The 19,854-nt window shown below is 39.0% G+C and carries 17 protein-coding genes; 11 read left to right on the top strand and 6 right to left on the bottom strand.

Annotated elements, in window-relative coordinates:
- The first annotated feature begins 1 nt into the window (after position 1).
- The 5 genes from EHQ52_RS06455 to EHQ52_RS06435 are packed head-to-tail and all read left to right on the top strand — an operon-like array spanning position 2 to position 8,889.
- The gene (locus tag EHQ52_RS06455) at positions 2-4,621 is read left to right on the top strand and encodes an alpha-2-macroglobulin family protein (protein WP_135614421.1); all 4,620 of its coding nucleotides are present in this window, start codon (positions 2-4) and stop codon (positions 4,619-4,621) included.
- Positions 4,599-5,273 (top strand): YfaP family protein, encoded by a 675-nt coding sequence (locus tag EHQ52_RS06450; protein ID WP_135614420.1) that lies wholly within the window; start codon positions 4,599-4,601, stop codon positions 5,271-5,273. Before EHQ52_RS06455 ends, EHQ52_RS06450 begins: the two co-directional genes overlap by 23 nt.
- A 1-nt stretch (position 5,274) precedes the next feature.
- On the top strand, positions 5,275-5,991 hold the full coding sequence (locus EHQ52_RS06445; protein ID WP_135614419.1) for a DUF2135 domain-containing protein: 717 nt from the start codon (positions 5,275-5,277) through the stop codon (positions 5,989-5,991).
- 5 nt (positions 5,992-5,996) lie between these two features.
- Positions 5,997-7,091 (top strand): penicillin-binding transpeptidase domain-containing protein, encoded by a 1,095-nt coding sequence (locus EHQ52_RS06440; RefSeq protein WP_135614418.1) that lies wholly within the window; start codon positions 5,997-5,999, stop codon positions 7,089-7,091.
- Position 7,092: 1 nt separating this feature from the next.
- Positions 7,093-8,889 carry a hypothetical protein gene (locus EHQ52_RS06435; protein WP_135614417.1) on the top strand — a complete coding sequence of 599 codons (1,797 nt, stop codon included), beginning with the start codon at positions 7,093-7,095 and terminating at the stop codon, positions 8,887-8,889.
- A 67-nt stretch (positions 8,890-8,956) separates the two neighbouring features.
- Here the strand turns inward: EHQ52_RS06435 and EHQ52_RS06430 are convergent, their stop codons facing one another.
- Genes EHQ52_RS06430 through murA form a run of 4 tightly spaced genes read right to left on the bottom strand, consistent with a single transcriptional unit; the run spans position 8,957 to position 12,799 of the window.
- Positions 8,957-9,676 (bottom strand): hypothetical protein, encoded by a 720-nt coding sequence (locus EHQ52_RS06430; protein WP_135614416.1) that lies wholly within the window; start codon positions 9,674-9,676, stop codon positions 8,957-8,959.
- Positions 9,673-10,854, bottom strand: a complete 1,182-nt coding sequence (locus EHQ52_RS06425; RefSeq protein WP_135614415.1) for a SpoIID/LytB domain-containing protein — start codon at positions 10,852-10,854, stop codon at positions 9,673-9,675. Before EHQ52_RS06425 ends, EHQ52_RS06430 begins: the two co-directional genes overlap by 4 nt.
- Positions 10,851-11,504, bottom strand: coding sequence for a 4Fe-4S dicluster domain-containing protein (locus EHQ52_RS06420; RefSeq protein WP_135614414.1), 654 nt, complete (start codon positions 11,502-11,504; stop codon positions 10,851-10,853). The genes EHQ52_RS06425 and EHQ52_RS06420 overlap by 4 nt, the downstream gene beginning before the upstream one ends.
- Entirely contained in the window at positions 11,501-12,799 is a 1,299-nt protein-coding gene (gene murA, locus EHQ52_RS06415; RefSeq protein WP_135614413.1) for a UDP-N-acetylglucosamine 1-carboxyvinyltransferase, read from the bottom strand. The genes EHQ52_RS06420 and murA overlap by 4 nt, the downstream gene beginning before the upstream one ends.
- Before the next feature lie 113 nt (positions 12,800-12,912).
- On the opposite strand from murA, the gene EHQ52_RS06410 reads away from it, so the two are divergent.
- Positions 12,913-14,694: an apolipoprotein N-acyltransferase gene (locus EHQ52_RS06410; protein ID WP_135614412.1), complete on the top strand. Its 1,782-nt coding sequence runs from the start codon at positions 12,913-12,915 to the stop codon at positions 14,692-14,694.
- Here EHQ52_RS06410 and EHQ52_RS06405 read toward each other — a convergent pair.
- Both EHQ52_RS06405 and EHQ52_RS06400 read right to left on the bottom strand, forming a co-directional pair.
- Positions 14,691-15,842, bottom strand: coding sequence for a hypothetical protein (locus EHQ52_RS06405; RefSeq protein ID WP_135614411.1), 1,152 nt, complete (start codon positions 15,840-15,842; stop codon positions 14,691-14,693). The two genes, EHQ52_RS06410 and EHQ52_RS06405, sit on opposite strands and share 4 nt — an antisense overlap.
- Positions 15,843-15,893: 51 nt before the next feature.
- Positions 15,894-16,328: an LIC_13246 family protein gene (locus tag EHQ52_RS06400; RefSeq protein ID WP_135614410.1), complete on the bottom strand. Its 435-nt coding sequence runs from the start codon at positions 16,326-16,328 to the stop codon at positions 15,894-15,896.
- Positions 16,329-16,610: 282 nt separating this feature from the next.
- Here EHQ52_RS06400 and EHQ52_RS06395 point away from each other — a divergent pair, with 282 nt between their 5' ends.
- From EHQ52_RS06395 to EHQ52_RS06375, 5 genes are all read left to right on the top strand, one after another.
- The gene (locus EHQ52_RS06395; protein WP_135614409.1) at positions 16,611-17,144 is read left to right on the top strand and encodes an RNA polymerase sigma factor; all 534 of its coding nucleotides are present in this window, start codon (positions 16,611-16,613) and stop codon (positions 17,142-17,144) included.
- A 17-nt stretch (positions 17,145-17,161) separates the two neighbouring features.
- On the top strand, positions 17,162-17,494 hold the full coding sequence (locus EHQ52_RS06390; RefSeq protein ID WP_135614408.1) for a hypothetical protein: 333 nt from the start codon (positions 17,162-17,164) through the stop codon (positions 17,492-17,494).
- A gap of 10 nt (positions 17,495-17,504) precedes the next feature.
- Positions 17,505-17,858 carry a VOC family protein gene (locus EHQ52_RS06385; RefSeq protein ID WP_244244810.1) on the top strand — a complete coding sequence of 118 codons (354 nt, stop codon included), beginning with the start codon at positions 17,505-17,507 and terminating at the stop codon, positions 17,856-17,858.
- Between the two features lie 134 nt (positions 17,859-17,992).
- On the top strand, positions 17,993-18,568 hold the full coding sequence (locus EHQ52_RS06380; RefSeq protein WP_135614406.1) for a hypothetical protein: 576 nt from the start codon (positions 17,993-17,995) through the stop codon (positions 18,566-18,568).
- A gap of 69 nt (positions 18,569-18,637) precedes the next feature.
- Entirely contained in the window at positions 18,638-19,834 is a 1,197-nt protein-coding gene (locus tag EHQ52_RS06375) for an NADP-dependent isocitrate dehydrogenase (RefSeq protein WP_135614405.1), read from the top strand.
- Positions 19,835-19,854: the final 20 nt, after the last annotated feature.

Raw genomic sequence — 19,854 nt, 5'->3', positions numbered from 1 at the left:
AATGAGAACTCGTGTATCGGATCGTAAAAAGATAATATTCTCTTTTCTCGCAATTTTGATCTCTGCATTAGGATTATTTTATGTGAAACCGAATTTATTCGGTTCAGCTGCATTTTATCTTGGAACGGACAGAAGTTTTGGTTCTGGTGAAAATGCATATGTAAATCTGGAAGGGAATGGAACCGTAAATTACGAGTTCAGAGTTTATAAGATTGCAGATCCTCAAGCGTTCTTGACCAAAAAAGTAAAAGAAAGATTGGTCCAGGAGAATAATGACGGAGCATTCGGGAATCCAATTGCACTTTTTACAAGAACTGTTGATAAATTCAGGAATGATTTCCGCAAAGTTGCTAGAAAAGAATTCAATTCCAAGACAAGGTCCGAGCTTAAAAAAACATTAGGAATTGATTATGAAAGACCTAATGACTATAAACCTCTTGCTGTCCCAGCTATTTTAAAAGACCAGGAATTGGTCGCTACATTCTCCATTCCTACTGTTACTTCTTTTTGGGCCTATCGTAGGGTGCCTGTTCCGATCCGAGACAATGGTGTTTATCTTGTAGAAGGTGTTTCCGGATCTCAATTGGCTTATACAATTCTGATCAAATCAGGTTTAAACTTTTTAGTAAAACAATCTGATGCAGAGACATTCGTATATGTGGGCCGCAAAGATAGTGGAGAGCCAGTTTCAGATGTGGATCTTACTCTTTTCAATTTAGAGAATGGACAAGCATTCCAAACAGGGAAGACAGGCGCCGATGGAACTTACTTTTATAAAGGAAGAAGTCCTGTAAAAGGTTTAGTTCTCGCTCATAAGAATGGAGAATATTCAGTTTCCGATCCTGAATTTTATTCCAGTTCCTTTTATGGAGAAGGTGGGCCGAGAGCCTATATGTATACAGATCGCCCTGTGTATAGACCGGGAGATACTGTTTACTTTAAGGGAATTGTTAGAAACTTCTCCCAAGATGATTATAGAACTATTTCCGGTGCTGGTGTAATCGCGGTTGCAAGTGAACAGGGAGAAACTTCTATCCCGAGTGTTCCTATCAATATCTCAGGAGACAATGGAACTTTTTCAGGAGAATTTGTAGTCCCTGAATCTGAAAATACAACTCTTGGAAATTATTCTCTTATATTAAATTTCCGTGATAAAACTTTCCAAACTGAATTTGCAGTAGAGGCTTATAAAAAACCTACATTCCTCGTTTCAGTATCCGTTCCTAAATCCAATTATTTACAAAAAGAAGAAGTAAACGCTCTTGTAAAGGCCAGATATTATTACGGTCAACCGGTTGCAGGACAAGAGGTTGCTTATAGAGTATTCCGCAGACCTAAATTCGATTATTCTCCTGTCGGAACGATCAATTTTGACGCTTCTTCCGATTATTTGGAACAATCAGGTCAAAGCGATAAACAAGAGTTAGTCTTGGATGGAAAAGGAAAATTAGATTCTAAAGGGCAATATTCTATCAGCTTTAAACCGGATAAATCAGATGCAGATTCTGTTTATACAATCATTGCTTCTGTTCAAGCCGAGGATATGACCTTGGATGGATCCGCTTCCTTCTCCGTAAATCGAAGCGCATTCTTTGTTAGGATCTCTAAAGATAATTCAGTTTATGAGCCAGGTAAAGAAGCAAAGTTAACGGTAAATTTGATCGCTTATGATAAAACTTTGAGCGATATAGAACGCCAGAAAATGGTGGGAAACCGAAATGTAGATCTTATTCTTTATAATAGAGATATTCAATTCGTAAGAGAAGCAAATCGTTCTAAAATTTCTTCCTTGTCTGTAGTGACTTCTGCTTCTGGCGTTGGGACTGCTTCTTTCACAATTCCTAAAAGAGGACAATTTGTTTTAGTCGCAGAAACAAAGGACCCGAGTGGAAATACTACAAAGTCTGAAACATTCTTCTGGGCTTCTTCCGTTTCTGATTCTATCGAAATTCCTTTCAAAGATATTACTCTCAAGCCTGGTAAGGATATTTATTCTGTGGGAGATACCGCAGAAGTTTTAATCCTAAGTCCTGTATCCAACGGGCACATGATTCTTACCTTAGAAGGAAATCGTATCTTCAAAAAAGAAGTGGTGAAGATGAAAGGGAATGCATTGAAATATGCAGTTCCAATCACTGCGGAGATGAGTCCGAACTTTACATTATCTGCAGTTCAGTTTTCAGGTAATGATGTTTATAAAAGCCAAGTAAGAGTGGTCGCTCCTCCGGAGCAGAAGTTCCTGAAAGTTGGTCTGGAACCAGGGCGCAAAGTATATCGTCCAGGCGATAAAGCAGAGGTCCGTTTAAAAACAACTGGCCTTGGTGGTGCTGGAGTTTCTGCAGAAGTTTCTCTCGCTATAGTTGACGAAGCTATCTACCAGATCAAAGAGGAGAAGACCCCTAATATAGGAACATTCTTCTATCATCCAAGAAGAAATAACGTGCAGACTACTTTGGCATCTGCTTATAAGTTCTTTGGTTATTCTGAGAATAAAAGACTAAAACTGGCCTTGGGTAAAAAGGGGGATTCTGTTTATTCAGCAATGAAAAACGAGGAGCAAGCCCGAGATCGTTTTAAAGATACAAGTTATTGGAATGCAAAAGTAAAAACTGGACCTGATGGAACTGCGACTATTAGTTTTAATCTTCCGGATAATTTAACTTCCTGGAGAGTGACTGCGATCGCTGTTACTCCTGATACAAAAGTTGGAAGAGGACAAACAAGTTTCGTTACTAAAAAAGATCTAATGATCTTAGGAGGAATGCCAAGATTTATAATCAAGGGAGAAACCCAAAAAGTTTCTGCTACGATTTCCAATCAATCTCCAACCAAACTTCCAGTTAAAGTTACTGTAAAAGCAGAAGGCGCAAAAATTGTAGGTAACTCCGAAACCACGATCAACTTAGAGCCAGGCCAAAATCAATCTCTACATTTTGATGTGCAGACTCTTGCAGATCCGAAGACCAAATCAGCAAAGATCAGTATTCTGGCTGTAGGAGCTGGCTACCAAGATTTACTTAAATCCGAAATCCCACTTAAAACTTGGGGATTACCTAAAACTATTTCGGATAGTTTAGGAATGGAAGAAGGAGAACATTCGGGAGTTCTAAACTTAGAAGCACCTAAAGAATTAGGAGATCCTCGTTTAGAAGTTCGACTCAGCCCTGCTTCCTTACCTGCATTGAGACAATCTTTGGATTATCTTGCGGATTATCCTTATGGGTGTGTGGAACAAACTATGAGTAGGTTCTATCCTCTTTTATCCGCTCAGAAAGCAGGTTTCATCAGCGAAAGACTTAGAAAAGAACTTCCTAAGATGATAGATGTAGGACTGAAGAGAGTGTCGGAACTCCAACGCACTGATGGAGGATTTGGCTGGTTCGACGGTGGTGTAGAAAGTGATGTTCTGATGTCCGCATATGTTTATAGAGGATTAGCGATCAGCCAAAAGAATGGAGTCAAAGTTTCTGCTCCAGTATTGAATAGGGCCAGAGCTTATTTATACGATGTTTTAGGAAAAGGTGATCTTTCCCCGAATGCAAAAGCGTATATTATCTTCTCCTTAAGTGAAGGCGGAAATGTAGAAGATTCTATTGTAGATGGCTTAGTGAAATCTTCCTCCAAGCTGAACCAATATGGACAAGCACTTCTTGCATTAACTTTAGCTAATAAAGGTAAGAAGGCAGAAGCTTCTACCTGGTTTAAAAAAGGTGTTGAATCCAGTGGATTCGGCAAGAAGGCTTTCTTAAAACTCACTTCTTATGGAAAAAATCCTCGTTGGGAAGAAGATAGGATCGAAACTATCTCAGCACTATTGAGCGTGGGAGTTCGATTGGGAGAAGATAAGGTCATTCTTGCAAATCTTGCTTCTTCCCTTTTATCCAATCGTATCGAGTTAGCTTGGAATAACTCAAGAGATACATCTGCTGCTGTATTGGCGTTGTCAGAATTTTTAGCTTCTGTCCGTGAATCTGAAACTCCTGCAAATGTAGAGATCGTATTGAATGGTACCAGTTTGAAAACGGTTACTCTTTCGCCAAAATCGGAGCAGGGAGAATTATATAAGATCCCGATCCCTTCTGAGTTGATCCGTTCCGGAACGAACAAGGTGCAAGTTCTGAAGAAGGATGGGCCTGTTCTTTATGCAACCGCTTCCTTGTATTACACGGATAGAAGCAAAAAAATCCAAGCTTACTCCAATGGTATCAAAGTAAAACGAACCTATTATAAATTAAAAGTGGATTCGAATGATATTACTCCTGTGGAATCCAAAACATTCCAACCAGGTGACCTGGTAATGGTCGAAGTTTCCGTCCAGAAAGAAGGAGATCTAGATTCTTATTATCAAGTAGAAGATTCTTTATTACCTGGATTCTCTTTCTTACAAAGAGATGCGGAGTATTATGCAGGCGATCTGAAGATGGAATATCTAAGTCGGCAGATCTATGATGATAGAGCCGTCTTCTTTGTAGGAGGTCCTACAAAAGAATTTAAGGTAAGATATTTTATCAGAGCAGAAGTAGGTGGGAAATATAAGGTAATCCCTGCCAGAGCTTCCTTAATGTATTATTCAGAAGTAACAGGAGCGAGTTCAGACGATGAAATCAACGTTGGTCAATAATTTACTCATCGCTTCTATTCTACTTTTTGGATCTGCTACATTCGCGCAGACAGTGACGATAGATTCTCCCCATGGTGGTTTTACTACGGAGAGGATCCAAACTGTTTCAGGTTCTGTTAGCGGAAATCTGGAAAAGGCAACCATTGTAATTAATGGAATTCCGCAGATGATCCGCTTGCATGGCGGAAAATTTTCCTTAAGCACTGTGGTTGCTCCCGGAACAAATCTGATAGAAGTGAAAGCGGGCAATGCAAGCGACAAAGTTTCCTTCTTCGCTGCTGTTCCACCTCGAGATATCAAAGTGGTCCTAACCTGGGACACTGCAACGGATGTGGACCTTTGGGTTTTAGATCCTACAGGTGAAAAATGTTTTTATGCAAATCGTTCTACTAAGTCTGGAGGAAATCTAGACGTAGACGTAGTGGATGGATATGGTCCGGAAACTTTTACCATGTCCAAGGCACTGCCTGGAAATTATTCCATACAAGTGCAGTATTACGGTTCTTATAATAGACCAATCACCAGGGTGAACGTATATGTTGTTTTGAACGAAGGAAAGCCAAACGAAAGAAGAAAACAATTTCAGTTTGTGATGACCCGTTCTCAACAAGTATATCATATCGCGAACTTTGAGATAGATCCGGAATCTTAAGATGTATTTTTCCCAGCCAAATATATCTTTTGGAAAGTCGAGTAGAAGTCTTGGAATACGTTCCCTGACTTCTCTTGTTGTGATATATTCACTTTCCATAATGTATTTGGGTGCGGAAACTGTTTCGATAGATTCTCCTCATGGTGGTTTTACCACAGAAAGAATTCAGAAAATTTCCGGAACTGTGACAGGTATCAATCCTGAAAAAGTCACAGTGGTTATCAATGGTATCCCTCAGATGGTGCCTTTGTATGCAGGTAAATTTTCCTTTAGTACTGTGGCTTCTCCCGGAGACAATCTGGTGGAGGTTCGCGCTGGCAAGGCCTACGATAAAGTCAGCTTCTTTGCAAAGGTCCCTTCGCGAGATATCAAAGTAGTTCTAACCTGGGACACCGCGAGTTATACAGATCTTTGGGTAATTGATCCTTCCGGGGAGAAGTGTTATTGGGCACATACTTCCACTAAGTCTGGAGGAAATCTTGTGTATGATGATTCTACTTTTGCTCCTCAGACTTTTACAATGTCCAAGGCCTTACCTGGAAATTATGCAGTCCAGGCTCAATACTATGCTCCGTTTAATTCACAAGTGACTAGGGCCAAAGTATATGTAATCTTATACGAAGGAACACCCAGAGAAAAAAGAAAACAATACCAATTCACGATGACCAGGGCCCAGCAAGTGTATCATCTGGGGAATTTTGAGATAGAGCCGGACTGATCAGAATGAATTCCAAAGTATATTATAAAATCGGGATTTTATCTATTGTCGTCTTGCTATGCGTGGCACGGCTCGAAGCGGCTCCTAAATTTTCTTATTCTTATTTGGATGAGGCTGTAAAAGAATTCGAATCTAAAAATTCTACATCTTCCGTAGTGCTGATGGAAATGGATTCTGGAAAAATAGAATACATCTACAGGCCTCAGATTGCCGTTTCTAAAAAATTACCTCCTGGTTCTTTAGTGAAAACCTTCTCCGCTTTAACTTTATTGAAATACAAAGATAGCCTTGGATTTTCTTCCGAAAAGAAAGTATTATGCAAGGGAAGATTTTATCCTAAAGAAAATTTAACTCCTAACAAATCGGATCTGAACACATTACATCTGCCTCAAGATGAAAACGGAAAAGAATATTTGAGATGTTCTTTGGCAAAAGGCCATGGAGAAATGGATCTCAGATCTGCTTTAATTCAATCTTGTAATGTATATTTTTTAACGAGTGCTTCTACTAATCCTGATCTATTTTATTCAAAACTACATGAAGAATGGAGTTTGGGGAAGTCTACTAGATCCAGATTAGATCCTTATCTAGAACCTTCTGATACAAATTTTATCTCGATCAGTGCACTTCGTAAAGTAGCAGCTTCTATAGGAGAAGGTGGACTTCTTCTAAGCCCTTTAAAAATTTCACAATTGTATTCTTCTATATGGAAAGAAGGACCAAGACTTTCTCCTTATTGGCAAACAAACCAAGAGCCTGTTCGATCGGAAGAAAATCCTTATTCTAGAAAGGATTTAAGATGGATTACTTCCGCTCTTTCGGAGGTTCCACAAGTCGGGACTTTAAAGAATATGAATGTTCCTGAAAAAGGAAACTTAGAGATCCTGGGCGGCAAGACTGGGACCGGAACTAAATATATGCATAAATATGAGACCCATGGATGGACAGTATTATCTTTTCGTAAAGATCGAAAATCATATGTGCTGACCGTTTTTGTGGACAATGGCTCCGGAGGGAATCAGGCTAAATCTTTGGCTTCGATCCTTCTGGCTAAGATCGATCCTAAAAGTAAAGATTCTGCAATAAAATCAGGTAAATAAAATGAGAACTTGCATCCAAATTTTCAAAACAAAATTAATTCCTAAGCTCAAAGCACTTTTTTCAAAAGAATCTTTGGAAAATCTCAAAGCCGGATTTAAGGAAAATATATTAAAAGATCCTAAAGTCGGAGTTCCTGCTGGTGCGGGAGTTGTTTTTTTGGCGATTGGATTTTATCTTTCTTTAAAAGGATATTCCATAGATTCTTCAATCAAAGATCCTGCTCTTCTCATTCCTAAAAAAGCAAGCTTACTCGTAGAAGTATATCGTCCGGAAGAGTTCGTAGAAGATCTGGAAAAAACCAATTTAGGAAGAGAACTTTCGGATGATGGAACCTTCCAAAAAATTCTTACTCTACCTGAACTTAGAAAGATCAGTTCCGTTCTTTATTTATTAGAAGCGAAAGCGGGAGTGATGACTAAACCATCCAGGCTTGCTGCTTTATTCGATGGACCTGTGGCTGCTGCTATATTTCCTAAATCTAATTTTATACTTGTAGGTAAGGCAAGTGCAAGCTCTAAGCTAGGAGTGAGTTTGATCACTGCGTTCAAGGGAGAAAAGATCGTAATCAAGGAAACTCCTAAGGAAGAAAAACCAGCTCCTCCTCAAACAGAAGAAGGATATGATACTCCTACAGGTTCAGAGACTACACATTCTGCAGATGATTTTGCTGATCAATTTGCTGCTGGTTCTGAAAAATTCGGAAACTTAGAAGCTTTTAAATATGAATTCGGTTCTGGAAAAATTTTGGCTATCGTTCTAGGAGATTTTATCATTCTAACAGATTCTGAAGATCTATTGGAAAAATCTTTAGATCTGGCTTCTTCTGCAAGTAATGATTCTTTGGGAAATCAAAGTGGTTTTGATGTTCTGAGAAAAGAAGTTTCTAAAAAAGAAAATAAGGTTCTGCTTTATGCAGGAACTGATTCTTTGATCGCTCCATTTCTTAAACCTTCATTTGGAAATTCAGGAGCAGCTTTACTTTTAGGTTGGGAAGCTGGAAAAAATCTGGATGGAAAAGTTTATAAGATAGGCGGAGATAAAAACCAAGTAATTAGTTCTGGCCCTGGTCTTTCTAAAATACTACCTCGAGAAACAAATTTAGTATTTTATTCAGAAGAATTAAAACCTTCTGAAGTTTGGAAATCTTTAGAATCCATAAGCGGAGAATGGGAAGAATTCGGAGAAGGCCTAAATGCATTCGGTAAAAATGCAGGTATCCATGAACAATACTTCGGTTCTGAAAAAGGGATAGCTCTTAGTTTTAACGGATTGGAATACAGATCCGGAATGGTTTATCCAAGATTTGGAATTTCTTTACCAGCTTCTGTTCCAGACGATAAACTTTTAAAAGCGATTTTCAAAGTTGGAAATCCAATCAAGGTTACTTACCAAAATACAAATTTGGAATCTTATCCATTGAGAAAAGGTGGCTTCTATACTCCTGCTTCTTTGAAAGTTGGAAATTGGAAATACCTAGCCTCCGATAGAAAAAGTGCAGAAGAAACTGTTTCGTCTGGAAATGGGAATCGCCCGAACCAAGCGGATCTATTCTCTTCTGGTCCTGCAAAAGAACTAGCTTATTATCCTCATCATTTTGTGGTCCGTGTTCCAGGAATTATAGATGATCTCAAAAGTTTTTATTTATATGGAGCAGAAGGCTCGTCTGAATATACTTCCAAAACAATCGATAGAGATGTGCAACCTGTCTTAGACAAATTGAAAGTTTTTGAAAGATTGGTAATCTCTTTTGGCTCCGGAAAAGAAGGGGAAGATTGGGGTAAACTAAAGGTTTTCTGAATCATTTGTAGGAACTCCAATATACGGCTCATCTTATTTTGCTGGAATTCCTACACGCTTTGCAAAGTTAATACCTCGATTTTACAAATTGTGAATATATGTTTTGGATTTCAGGATTTGGAGTTTCTAAAAAAGCGCGAAATCTTGCTTCTCCCTTTGTTTTTAAAAGCCAGGAACCCCATAGATAAAGTTTCTGGTATAAAATTTTCTTTTTAGATCCATTTTTTGTATGGATCTCCTTCATACATTCTTCGTCGAATTTTTCCCAACTCCAAGGAAACTTAAGATCTACTGATATAGGTTTTGGATTTGTAGGATACAAAGATTCGCAATAAGATTCCTGCATCCAGAAGGAAGATTCTGATTTAGATTCTGGAGCTAAAAAATGACAGATCTCATGTTTGATCACTGTATCTAAAATTCCTCTTTTAGCCAAACTCTCCGGATTTTGAAAAAAGAATTTATTAGATTCAGGAGAATAGAATGCAGCCGTGGTTCCCGGTTGACCTGAGTATTTTCTGAATACCTCAGAATTTTCTGAGACAAAGATTTGGGTGTCCCCCGGAATTCTTTTTTCTAATCTTTCTGCTTCGGATCGGATCTCTGCTAGGAATTTTTCTGCAAATGTTTCGAGTAGTTTGTCTGGATTTTTTTGTTTGTTCCAGTCATCTAAAAAGTAAAATTCAAATCCTTCTACTTTTCTTCTTGCCGCCTGAGCATTTAAGGTTTCAAAGAAGAATATTATAAAAAGTAAATATATTGTAGATACAGTGCAAATTGACTTCAAGGGATTTGCCTCAGTTCCGCGCCCGGAAAATAAAAGCGAAGTATCTCTTCTGATTTTGCTCCTTTAAACGCCATTTCTCTTGCTCCGTATTGACAAAGACCGATCCCATGTCCGAATCCTTTTCCTTTTAGATAAAATCCTCGAGTGCTTGTTTCGATCTTAAAATCGTTACTCTTGGTTTTATTCCAGCCCAATTTTTTACCGATTTTAGATAAGAATTCAGAAGCTTGGATATTCTTTTTTCCGGAGTAATCTTTATATTCTAAGGTTATTACTCTGGATTCAGAATACTTCGGTTCTAATTCAGTTATTTGTTTTACTTCTAAAGCGGATCCCATTTCTTCTTTCGAGATAAAAGTTTCCCAAGAGAAGTATGGAGAATTTTTACATTGGATGTCTCCGCCTTGTGTGTCGGGCCCAGATCTATAATATTGTGGATTTTTAAAATTTTTCCAAAGAACAGAAGGAGAAGATAAATTTCCTCCGCAGGTAGAATGAAAAAATGTTTCTAACACTTTCCCAGTTCTATCTTGCAGAAGTATTTTTTTAGAAGAGGAGATATTACTATTCTCCTTCTTTAATTTTCCTGAAAATTGGAGGCAATGAGTTAGATCGCAGAGATCGTGGCCTTCTTTGGAATGTCGTCCTATATTTGCGAGTGCATAAGAGCGGATCATTGCTGATGCAGCGATTGTGTATTCCTGCTTCCAATTTGGATTTAGGTTCTTTGTTTCCTTAGGATAAAATAGATCCCCGAATTCAGAGATCATTCCGATCATCACATATTCTTCTAAGGGAATAGTAAGTATAAGTTTTAGTTTTCCTTTGGAGGAGGTAATTTCTAGATCTCCTCGGTATTTTTTAGGGCTCTGATCTTTAGGAAGTTCAAGCTCATATTCTCCACCTGAGAATAGGATATGTTCTGATCTTGCATTCTTAGTTCCGTCTATAATCCTGATTTGATCTTCTTCTGCTCGAACCAAAATCGTTTTATCTTTTTCTAAAGTATTTTTACCTGAATATTGAATTCTGGAACCTTTTGCGATGATATGAACTGTATCTGGAGAATATTTAGATAAAATCCCGATCTTGATCTTATTTGGAATTGGATCTGCGATTAAAGAATTAGAAAATATAAATAAAAACGCCAAACCTGAAAGTCTGGAAACGCGACTCATTGTACTTGGATCGCTTTAGGAAATGTAGGGCAAGAAGAAACACATAAACCACAACCTACACATTCATTCGAAAAGTTTGGTTTGTTTCCTTTGAACTGAACTACATTTGGAATTGGGCAAGTGATAGAGCAGGTCTCGCAGGTTTTTTCTCCAGTTCTGGAATTAATACAATGTTGGAAGAAACCTTTTGCTTTTCCAAATTTAGGAGATTGATTTTCTTTATAAGGTAAAAGTGCGCCAGTCTCGCAAGCAGAGATACATGGATAATCTTTGCATAACATACATGCATTCAGATTCACATCCATATGAGGAAAATGTTTACCAGTCTTATCGTCAGGAACAGGAAACAGAACCGAATAAGGGCATGCATAGATACAATCACTGCAAGCCGTACATTTAGAAAAGAATCGTTTTCCTTTTGCGTCTGCACCGGGAGGAAATTGTAAATTTCTAAAACCTTTAAATTTACTTTTAACTGTTTTAGGTTTTGGGACCTTGATCTGAGTTTTTTTAGGTGGGGCCTTTTCCGGTTCTGCTTTTTTATCTTCCTCTACAGCAGTTTTCCAGGTTTCCGAAATTTCATTAACGCCTTCTTCCATTACGGAAAAAGCTTTTGCTAAGCCTTTCCGGAAGAAGTCTTTTCGGTTCATTCTTCACCTATCCTCTCAATATGAGCGCCTAGAGATCTAAGTCTAGTATCTATGTCTTGGAATCCTCTGTCTATCTGAACGATATTATGGATGGAGCTTGTACCTTCTGCACAAAGAGCCGCGATGATCATTGCCATTCCTGCTCTGATATCTGGACTTGCTACTTTTTGTCCATAAAGACGATTTGGTCCGATCACGATCGCTCTATGCGGATCGCAGAGAATAATTTGAGCACCCATAGAGATTATATTATCTACGAAGAATAATCTAGATTCGAACATTTTTTCGTGAATGAGAACTGTCCCTTTACATTGTGTAGCAGTGACTAACGCAACAGAAGTCATATCCGCAGGGAAACCAGGCCAAGGAGAATCATCTATTTTAGGAGTGGCTCCATGATAGTCAGGAATGATTTCCATTTTTTGGTCAGAAGGAACTAAAATGCCTCCATCTTGAGGACGAACTTCTATCCCCAAGCGAGAATATACCATGCGGATCATTCGGATATCTTCCAGATCCACATCTCCGATAAAAATTTCTCCGCCAGTGACTGCAGCTAAACTGATAAAACTTCCGATCTCTAAATAATCAGATCCGATCCTATGAGATTTTTCAGGAGTTTTTAAGGAACTTACACCTTCGATAGTGAGGATATTAGAACCGATCCCTGAAATTTTTGCACCAGCGGAAACTAAAAATTTGCAAAGCCTTTGCACGTGAGGTTCGCTTGCCGCATGACGTAAGATTGTAACACCTTCTGAAAGTACAGCCGCCATGACTGCGTTTTCAGTAGCAGTAACAGAAGCCTCGTCCATAAGAAGGTCCGTGCCTCTGAGTCTATCACCTTTGATTTCGTAACCGTCTGGAAATACTTCTATCTGAGCACCAAGTGCTTGGAGTGCGAGAAGGTGGGTGTCCATTCTTCTTCGCCCGATCTTGTCTCCACCTGGTCTTGGTAAAAATACTCTTCCGGTTTTTGCGAGAATTGGCCCTGCAAGTGTGACAGCTCCGCGGATCTTGGAACATAGTTCTGCAGGAAGATCTGACTTTAGGTTTCCGTTGTTACGAAATACAAACGTACCTTCTCCCTTATCTTCTACTTCCATTCCTAAATGGCGTAGAACGTCCATGAGCATTAACACGTCTGAGATCTGGGGAATATTTTCGATAATTACTTCGCCAGGAACTAAACAGACAGCGCCTAAAATAGGTAGGGCTTCGTTTTTATTCCCTTGGGGCATTACAGTTCCGTGAAGAGGATTTTTACCGACAATTTTGAAGTATGGAGAGCTCATGATTCGACCAGTGTTATTGGTATACTCATGCCTCCTTCTCCTACGGCAAGCACTTCATCAGAACCTAAATAGATTGACTCAAAAGGTTTTTTTTCCGATCAACGTTGGTACCCATGGATTCTTTTTTACACCGTTTTAGAGAGTTTCAAAAAACACTGTTTTTCGACTTCTTCTGTTTTCTCTGGATGGGGGGATTTGCATTCTTAGCTTTTGCTCCTTTTTATCTCAGCCATTTAGTTTGGATCGCACCCTTCGGTCTATTTTGGATCACTCATAAATATTCCGGAAGATATTGGAGGCTCGTAGGATACGGTTTCCTATTTGGGGTATTCTTCTACGCGATCGCATTCCATTGGATCCATCATATGGCGATGGTCTTCGGAAATTTCCCTTGGCCTCTCGCATTTATCATTCTTCTTTTGGCAGGTGTTTTGTTTGGGGCGAAGTTCCCAATTTTCTTAGTCTCCTACTCCTTTCTTTCCAGAAGAGCAGGTAAACATAGTGTTTGGGTTGCCGGTGTCTGCGGAATGGCTGCCGACATGATCGGGTACCAATTATTTCCTTGGTATTGGGGAAACCTTGCAGCAGGAAATATCATACTCGCTCAAACTGTAGAGATCACAGGAGTTTACGGACTTTCATTCTTAGTATTCGTAATCTCTTATACACTTTTTGAAACAAATCTATTACATCTTCCTGAGATCTTAAGATCCAAAGACAAAAGATCTCATTTTATAAAATTCTGGACCTTACCGTTTGCGTTACTTCTTCTTTTCGTGGTCGTTGGTTCCACATTGTATTTAAAATGGAAGAATGTAACTCCAACTAAGACTCTCGAAGTCCTAGTAGTACAACCGGATGCTCCTATGAGTATTCGTGACGAAAGAGGAAGATCTCCTAGAGAAGTAATCGAAGATCTAATGGATAGAATGGACAAGATGGTGGAGAATGCTGTCCAAAGAGCCGGTAAAAATCCGGATCTAATCGTTCTACCAGAAGCAGGAATTCCATATTTCTCCGCGAATAGAGAACTATTAAAGATCAGAATGGGAGATCGTATCTATTGGCCTAGGTTCGATTCCTTAATGGTTTCATTTGCAAATAGATACAAGGCGACTGTATTCTTTAACGAAATAGATGCAGCTTATAAAACCAAAAGTTCCGGAAGAGAATATCTAAGGTACTTTAATAATAACGTAGTATATGATCCGAATGGTGTCAGAAGGCAAGCTTACCAAAAACAATATTTGGTAATGTTCGGAGAGACAATGCCTTTTGAGTTTATGTATGATTTGAGCCCTCAAACTGGCAGGTTCGATCCGGGAGAATCTTTCGATCTTCTACATTATTATTCTGATATTCCTAAAGAAAATCCTCAGACCGTTTTACCAGTTACTTGGGAAAAGACAGAAGGGATAGATGCTGAATTTGTAAGAAATTATTATTCTCCAACTCATACAGAATTAAAAGACGAGGGTACTTTTCTTCCTTTGATCTGTTATGAAGTGATCGTTCCCGAATTTGTAAGAAAGTTCAAAGACTCAGGAAATCCTCAGTTCATTGCAAATCTTACAAATGATAAATGGTATGGTACCACTACTGAAAGTGACCAACATTTTGAGTTAGGAAGATTAAGAGCGATAGAATGGAGAAGATGGCTGGTTCGTTCTACTAACTCTGGGATCTCAGGTTACGTAGATCATCTTGGAAATTTTATAGAAGGCAAATCCACTTCTTTAATGAAAGCGGAAACCAGTTGGCAACAGATCCAAGTGATCGATTCTCCTCCTGGATTTTATATTCTATATGGAAACCTGATCCCTTGGATCATGATTATTCTGACTGCAATATATTATGGAAATATATTGCTTCGTAATAAAAAGTCCGAAGCCTAAGGATTGATCAGATAATAGGAAAAAATCCCCCGGAAGTTTTTATCTTTCGGGAGATTTCCTTCTGGAAGTTGGGCACAATCTAATTTGGAATCAGTGATATAATAAAGCTGATAAGGTTTCGTAAAAAACAAACGAACAAAAAATCTAAGTACCGCTGATATATTCGAAAGAACATAAATCTGCCCAATGGTATGTTTTCGAGAAACTGTTAAGCTGCAGGAACCACTTTCATCTAAATAAAACTTTTCTTTGATCGGTAAATGATACCCTGAAAAAGGTTCTGTTTCTGATTCTAAAACTTCTGACTTTAAAACTTTTGCGGAGAATAACATTTTTCCGGCAGGATCTAATGCGCTTACTGTTCTGACCTCTTCTCCAGGAAAGTTTTCGTTCCCTATAAAGCCGCCTGCAAATAATCTTTCTCCCGCACTATTAATGGACCGGTATAATTCCCAACGTCTGCTGTATTTATATACTTCGTAGTTGGTAAGAAGATGTTCCATTCCACCTCTTCCATTCAGCTCCATTCTATTTCCGTTCAATACAAGATATCCTTTTGCAGGGACAGAAGAGAATGCCATGTCTGCTTGTACAAAACTATCTTTTTCAGGTAAATGTATCTTTCCTCCGGAAAGAGAAACTGCTTTCGACCAACCAGTTTTATAACTAATAACAAGTTCAGCAGTGTCAGTGATTATTTTGATCTCCGGCCCAGCTTCTCCCTTATAAGCGGAACTATCATAAATTTCCAATTCTAAATTTCCACTCTCTGCTTTGAGTTCGTCTTTGGAATATTCTCTGGTGGAAAATTGTGTGCCATTTTGTTTATCGTAAACTACAAGGCTCACTCCGCAGTTTCTGGTGCCTGGCCCTAAATTACTCACTATGAAAGTTGCAAAGATCCAAGTCTGATCATCCGTAAAAGAATAATTCCAAGCTTGAAAATAACCTTCCTGAGCATATGGATGAAATCCCATCTCATGTTTGCTTGTTTTCCTGGCTTGGATCTTTGTTTCGTCTGCGGATAGCTTCCATTCTCCTAAAGCACAAAATATTAGTAAGAAAACCAAAATAGATTTGGGAAGAATGGATTTAGATTGTTTAAAAGAACAATCGTTCGCCGAAGAATTTTCGGATGAGAAAAACATGGGGATCAATTCCTAACCCTGGTTTTATTCTCCGGCAAGCAATTTTTGGGCTCAGCTGCAATCCGAATCTATTTTATCTTCTTCTGATCTGGATGCTGGCACGCAGGAGGATTCGAAAATATCACTTAAGCATCTGATCTCGAAAGATGGATGATCCTTTACTCCTTTTGCTTTCATTTCATCCCTTTCCATTCTGATCCCATCTACATGGATCCAAGAATCTGATTCTGATTTTCCTTCTGTTTCTATTCGAGCATAGATCAGATATTCATAATCTCCGAACTTCTTCATAAAAATTTTAGAATATCTAAAATCTGTTCTTACTAATTTTCTTCTGAAATAACGAAGCTCATTGGATTGAGAACCTTGCAGAGAATCATAGAATCTATTTACGGAATGTATAATTCCTAAAAAACCCAATTGATCCGTTTTCAATTTCATCCAACCGAAATGTTCCTCTATATCTTTGTTTCTCCTAGCCTTCATAAAATCCTCCGGGGAAACGGGTTTTGAGCGAAGGAAATGGCAGAAAAAAATTTAGAGATTTAGAAAAAAATGGGACCCAAGAGATAAACTTAGCTTTCTTACATGGGACCTTTGAATCGAACTTCAGGAGTTTTCATGCAGAGCATTTTAAATTCGAATGGGTTCTGGTCCGGAATTTTTCCTTTTTGGATCATTTTTTTTCCGTTTCAAACCAATTCTTATTAAAAAAATCCAAGGAAAATCCCATAGCAACAACTACCTCTTTAAGGAAAGAGAAACACATTGGGATCCTTGGACACAATATACAGACGGGAAAGAGATAGAATCCTAGCATGGGTTCGTTCCAGGGTTGCAGATCCGGAAGAAGCAGAAGATCTTCTTCAGGAATCTTTTTTAACCGCTGTAACTGAACTGGATTCCGCTGGGTCTATTGAATATCTTTTAGCTTATGTGTATGCGGTTCTTCGCAATAAAGTCGGGGACTGGTACAGATTTAAAAAAGCTGGGAAGTATTCTAACTCTCGTTTAGAGCAGGAGTTTTTCTTAGAGGATGCATTACCTGATAAAGCAGCAGGACCTGAAAAGGAATTTTACAGAAGTCTTGTGCTCCAGGAATTAGCGATCGCAGTAGAAGAACTACCTGAAGAACAAAAGTCTGCGTTTGTACAAAACGTGTTCGAAGGAAAATCCTTTAGAGAAATTTCGGAAGCTACCGGAATTCCAGAAGGAACTCTCTCAGCGCGAAAATCATACGCTAAAGATTTTTTAGCAAAACGTTTGAAGGACCTTAAGGTTTTCTTTCTGGAAGAGTTTTGAGTTTTGGAGGAAAACCCATGCACGGTTCAGATGAGTTTAGACATAAATTAGGAAAATTTTTTCTGATCATCTTCTTTATGCCGTTGTTCTTTTTCGGTTTGGCTTATGCGGTTTGGCAACTTTGGAACTGGCTGCTTCCTGATATTTTCGGGATCAAACAGATCAGTTACTGGCAAGCTTTAGGTTTGTTCGTTCTTTCACATATATTGTTTAAAGGCGGACATTGGTTTGGTCCAGGCCATCACCATGGTCATCGAGAAAGAGCACACTGGAAACGTAGGATGAAAGAGAAGATGAGACACAAACTTCAACAGAAGTTAGATCAAATCGATCGCGAATTAAGGGAGTAAAATTATGTTTATGGAAGTAAATCATATCGGTATCACCTCCCGTGATCCGGAAGTAAGCGCGAATTTTTATCGTGAAATTTTCGGTCTCCCCCAAGAGGAGGAGACCGAGAAAGCTGCGAAAGTTTTAGGCATTGGAAAATCGAATATAGCGATTTACGGAGAGAAGGATGATCCTTCTTCTTCCGTATATGGATCCGGATGTGATTTTGCTATCAAGGTAGATCCGAAAAGTTTCCGTGAGATCGAACAAAGATTATTCTCTCAAAGATTGGAATATGGTGTTCGTAAATCCTCTAAGACACTTTTTCTAAATTTCCAAGATCCAGATGGATACTTGATTGAACTAATGTGCGAAGAAGAATAGATCCAGTCTTCCTAGGGCGGGTTTATTCCTTGGGTACCAAACCTTTCCTCATAAGTGGTATATAAGAACTGGATTTGGATCTCAAGATAGAGATTGCCAAAAAAGGCCGAACAAAAAATGTACTCTTTACCCACATGGAAACGGAATTACTGGGCCTGTTCTGGACAGAAAAGATCAAGCTCAGCCAGTACACTATCCAAACCGTAAAGGATCTAAGCGATTCACAGCTGGATCATACCGACGCGTTGGGCGAAACAATTCGAAGATATCTGAATTCAATAGTCGCTTCTGACTTTTTATTCCGCCTTTCTCTTCCGGTTTCCTTAGGGATCAGTTCTATTCTTCCCATTCCAAGACAAACAGAGTCCGAGGTCGAAAAAGACCTGGTTAAAGTAAGAGATCTGTTTGGTTCTCCGGCACTTCCTAGTAACTTGAAAGATGTAATTGTTAGCTCCGCAGAAGGTCTGTATTTCGAAGGATGTAATCCTTCTCTTCTTCCCACCTTACAACGCTGGAAAAAGATACTTTTACGTTTAGAAAAGTCCATCGTAGGTCTGGATGGAAAAGATCCTTTAAAATATCGTTATTTTTCAGTCCTGGGCATCGTTTCCCTTCCGGTAGCAATCAATTACTTCTCCACCCAAAACCTATACTACCTCCGAAGCGGAATCTTGAAAATAAAGGAGAATCCTTCTTTCCCGAAGTCCTAAGTCCTTAGAAGATGGAAAAACCTAAGGTTTAAAACCTATAATCCATCTGACATTCTAAGGAGAATTCCAATGGCTAAAATTAAGGTGAAAACTCCTCTCGTCGAACTCGACGGGGACGAGATGACACGTATAATTTGGAAAGAAATTAAGGATCGTTTCATTCATCCTTATCTTGATATTGAATTAGATTATTATGATCTAGGCGTAGAATATCGCGACAAAACCGACGATAAGGTTACTGTAGATTCCGCTAATGCTATTGTAAAATACGGTGTGGGTGTTAAGTGTGCTACCATCACTCCAAACCAAGATCGAGTTGTAGAATACAAACTCAAAAAAGAATGGAAGTCTCCTAACGGAACTATTCGTTCCATTCTGGACGGAACTGTTTTCCGTAAACCGATCATCGTAAACAATATTCCTTCTGGAGTTAGATCCTGGGAAAAACCAATTGTAGTTGGTCGTCACGCATTCGGTGACCTTTACAAAGACACTGAACTTTATATTCCAGAAGCTGGAAAAGTAGAGATCGTTTTCACGACTAAAGACGGGAAAGAAAAAGAAAGAGTTACTATTAACGATTTCGACGGACCTGGTGTTGTGATGGGACAGTTCAACTTGGACAAGTCCATCTATAGCTTCGCAGAAGCTTGTTTCAACTATGCGATCTCTGAAAAGATTAACGTATGGTTTGCAACTAAAGATACCATTTCTAAAAAATACCATGCTCGTTTCCGTGCCATCTTCGAAGAAGTTTCTACTAAAAGAGCTGCAGAACTAAAAGCTGCTGGGATCGAATACTGGTATTACCTAATTGATGATGCAGTTGCTCAGATCGTTAAGAACCCAGGTGGAATGCTTTGGGCTCTAATGAACTATGACGGAGACGTGATGTCCGATATGGTTGCTTCCGGATTTGGATCATTAGGACTAATGACTTCTGTTCTTGTTTCTCCAGACGGAAAATTTGAATACGAAGCAGCTCACGGAACTGTGACTCGTCACTACCGTCAGTATCAAAAAGGAGAAACCACTTCTACAAACTCTGTAGCTTCTATCTTTGCATGGACCGGAGCTCTTGCTAAGAGGGGAGAATTGGATGGAACTCCTGATGTTGTTTCCTTTGCTCAAAAATTGGAGAAGGCGGTAATCGACACTATCCAAGCTGGAGAGATGACCAAGGACTTGGTCTTACTTACCACAACCAAAGGCCCGAAACAATTGGATACCTTCCAGTTTATGGAGGCGATCCAAAAACGCCTTTAGTCTATTAGGAATCTCACACT

The sequence above is a fragment of the Leptospira koniambonensis genome, from assembly GCF_004769555.1.
Taxonomy (GTDB): Bacteria; Spirochaetota; Leptospiria; order Leptospirales; family Leptospiraceae; genus Leptospira_B; species Leptospira_B koniambonensis.
This window is presented reverse-complemented; position numbering and strand designations above follow the sequence as displayed.

Bases quoted from the DNA above. Each gene is read 5' to 3' on its own strand.
- EHQ52_RS06400 (WP_135614410.1), bottom strand. From the start codon at position 16,328: ATGAAGGCTAGGAGAAACAAAGATATAGAGGAACATTTCGGTTGGATG.
- EHQ52_RS06420 (WP_135614414.1), bottom strand. From the start codon at position 11,504: ATGAACCGAAAAGACTTCTTCCGGAAAGGCTTAGCAAAAGCTTTTTCC.
- EHQ52_RS06385 (WP_244244810.1), top strand. From the start codon at position 17,505: ATGGAAGTAAATCATATCGGTATCACCTCCCGTGATCCGGAAGTAAGC.
- EHQ52_RS06405 (WP_135614411.1), bottom strand. From the start codon at position 15,842: ATGTTTTTCTCATCCGAAAATTCTTCGGCGAACGATTGTTCTTTTAAA.
- EHQ52_RS06375 (WP_135614405.1), top strand. From the start codon at position 18,638: ATGGCTAAAATTAAGGTGAAAACTCCTCTCGTCGAACTCGACGGGGAC.
- EHQ52_RS06380 (WP_135614406.1), top strand. From the start codon at position 17,993: ATGGAAACGGAATTACTGGGCCTGTTCTGGACAGAAAAGATCAAGCTC.
- EHQ52_RS06390 (WP_135614408.1), top strand. From the start codon at position 17,162: ATGCACGGTTCAGATGAGTTTAGACATAAATTAGGAAAATTTTTTCTG.
- EHQ52_RS06440 (WP_135614418.1), top strand. From the start codon at position 5,997: ATGAATTCCAAAGTATATTATAAAATCGGGATTTTATCTATTGTCGTC.
- EHQ52_RS06450 (WP_135614420.1), top strand. From the start codon at position 4,599: ATGAAATCAACGTTGGTCAATAATTTACTCATCGCTTCTATTCTACTT.
- EHQ52_RS06445 (WP_135614419.1), top strand. From the start codon at position 5,275: ATGTATTTTTCCCAGCCAAATATATCTTTTGGAAAGTCGAGTAGAAGT.
- EHQ52_RS06410 (WP_135614412.1), top strand. From the start codon at position 12,913: ATGGATTCTTTTTTACACCGTTTTAGAGAGTTTCAAAAAACACTGTTT.
- EHQ52_RS06455 (WP_135614421.1), top strand. From the start codon at position 2: ATGAGAACTCGTGTATCGGATCGTAAAAAGATAATATTCTCTTTTCTC.
- EHQ52_RS06435 (WP_135614417.1), top strand. From the start codon at position 7,093: ATGAGAACTTGCATCCAAATTTTCAAAACAAAATTAATTCCTAAGCTC.
- murA (WP_135614413.1), bottom strand. From the start codon at position 12,799: ATGAGCTCTCCATACTTCAAAATTGTCGGTAAAAATCCTCTTCACGGA.
- EHQ52_RS06425 (WP_135614415.1), bottom strand. From the start codon at position 10,854: ATGAGTCGCGTTTCCAGACTTTCAGGTTTGGCGTTTTTATTTATATTT.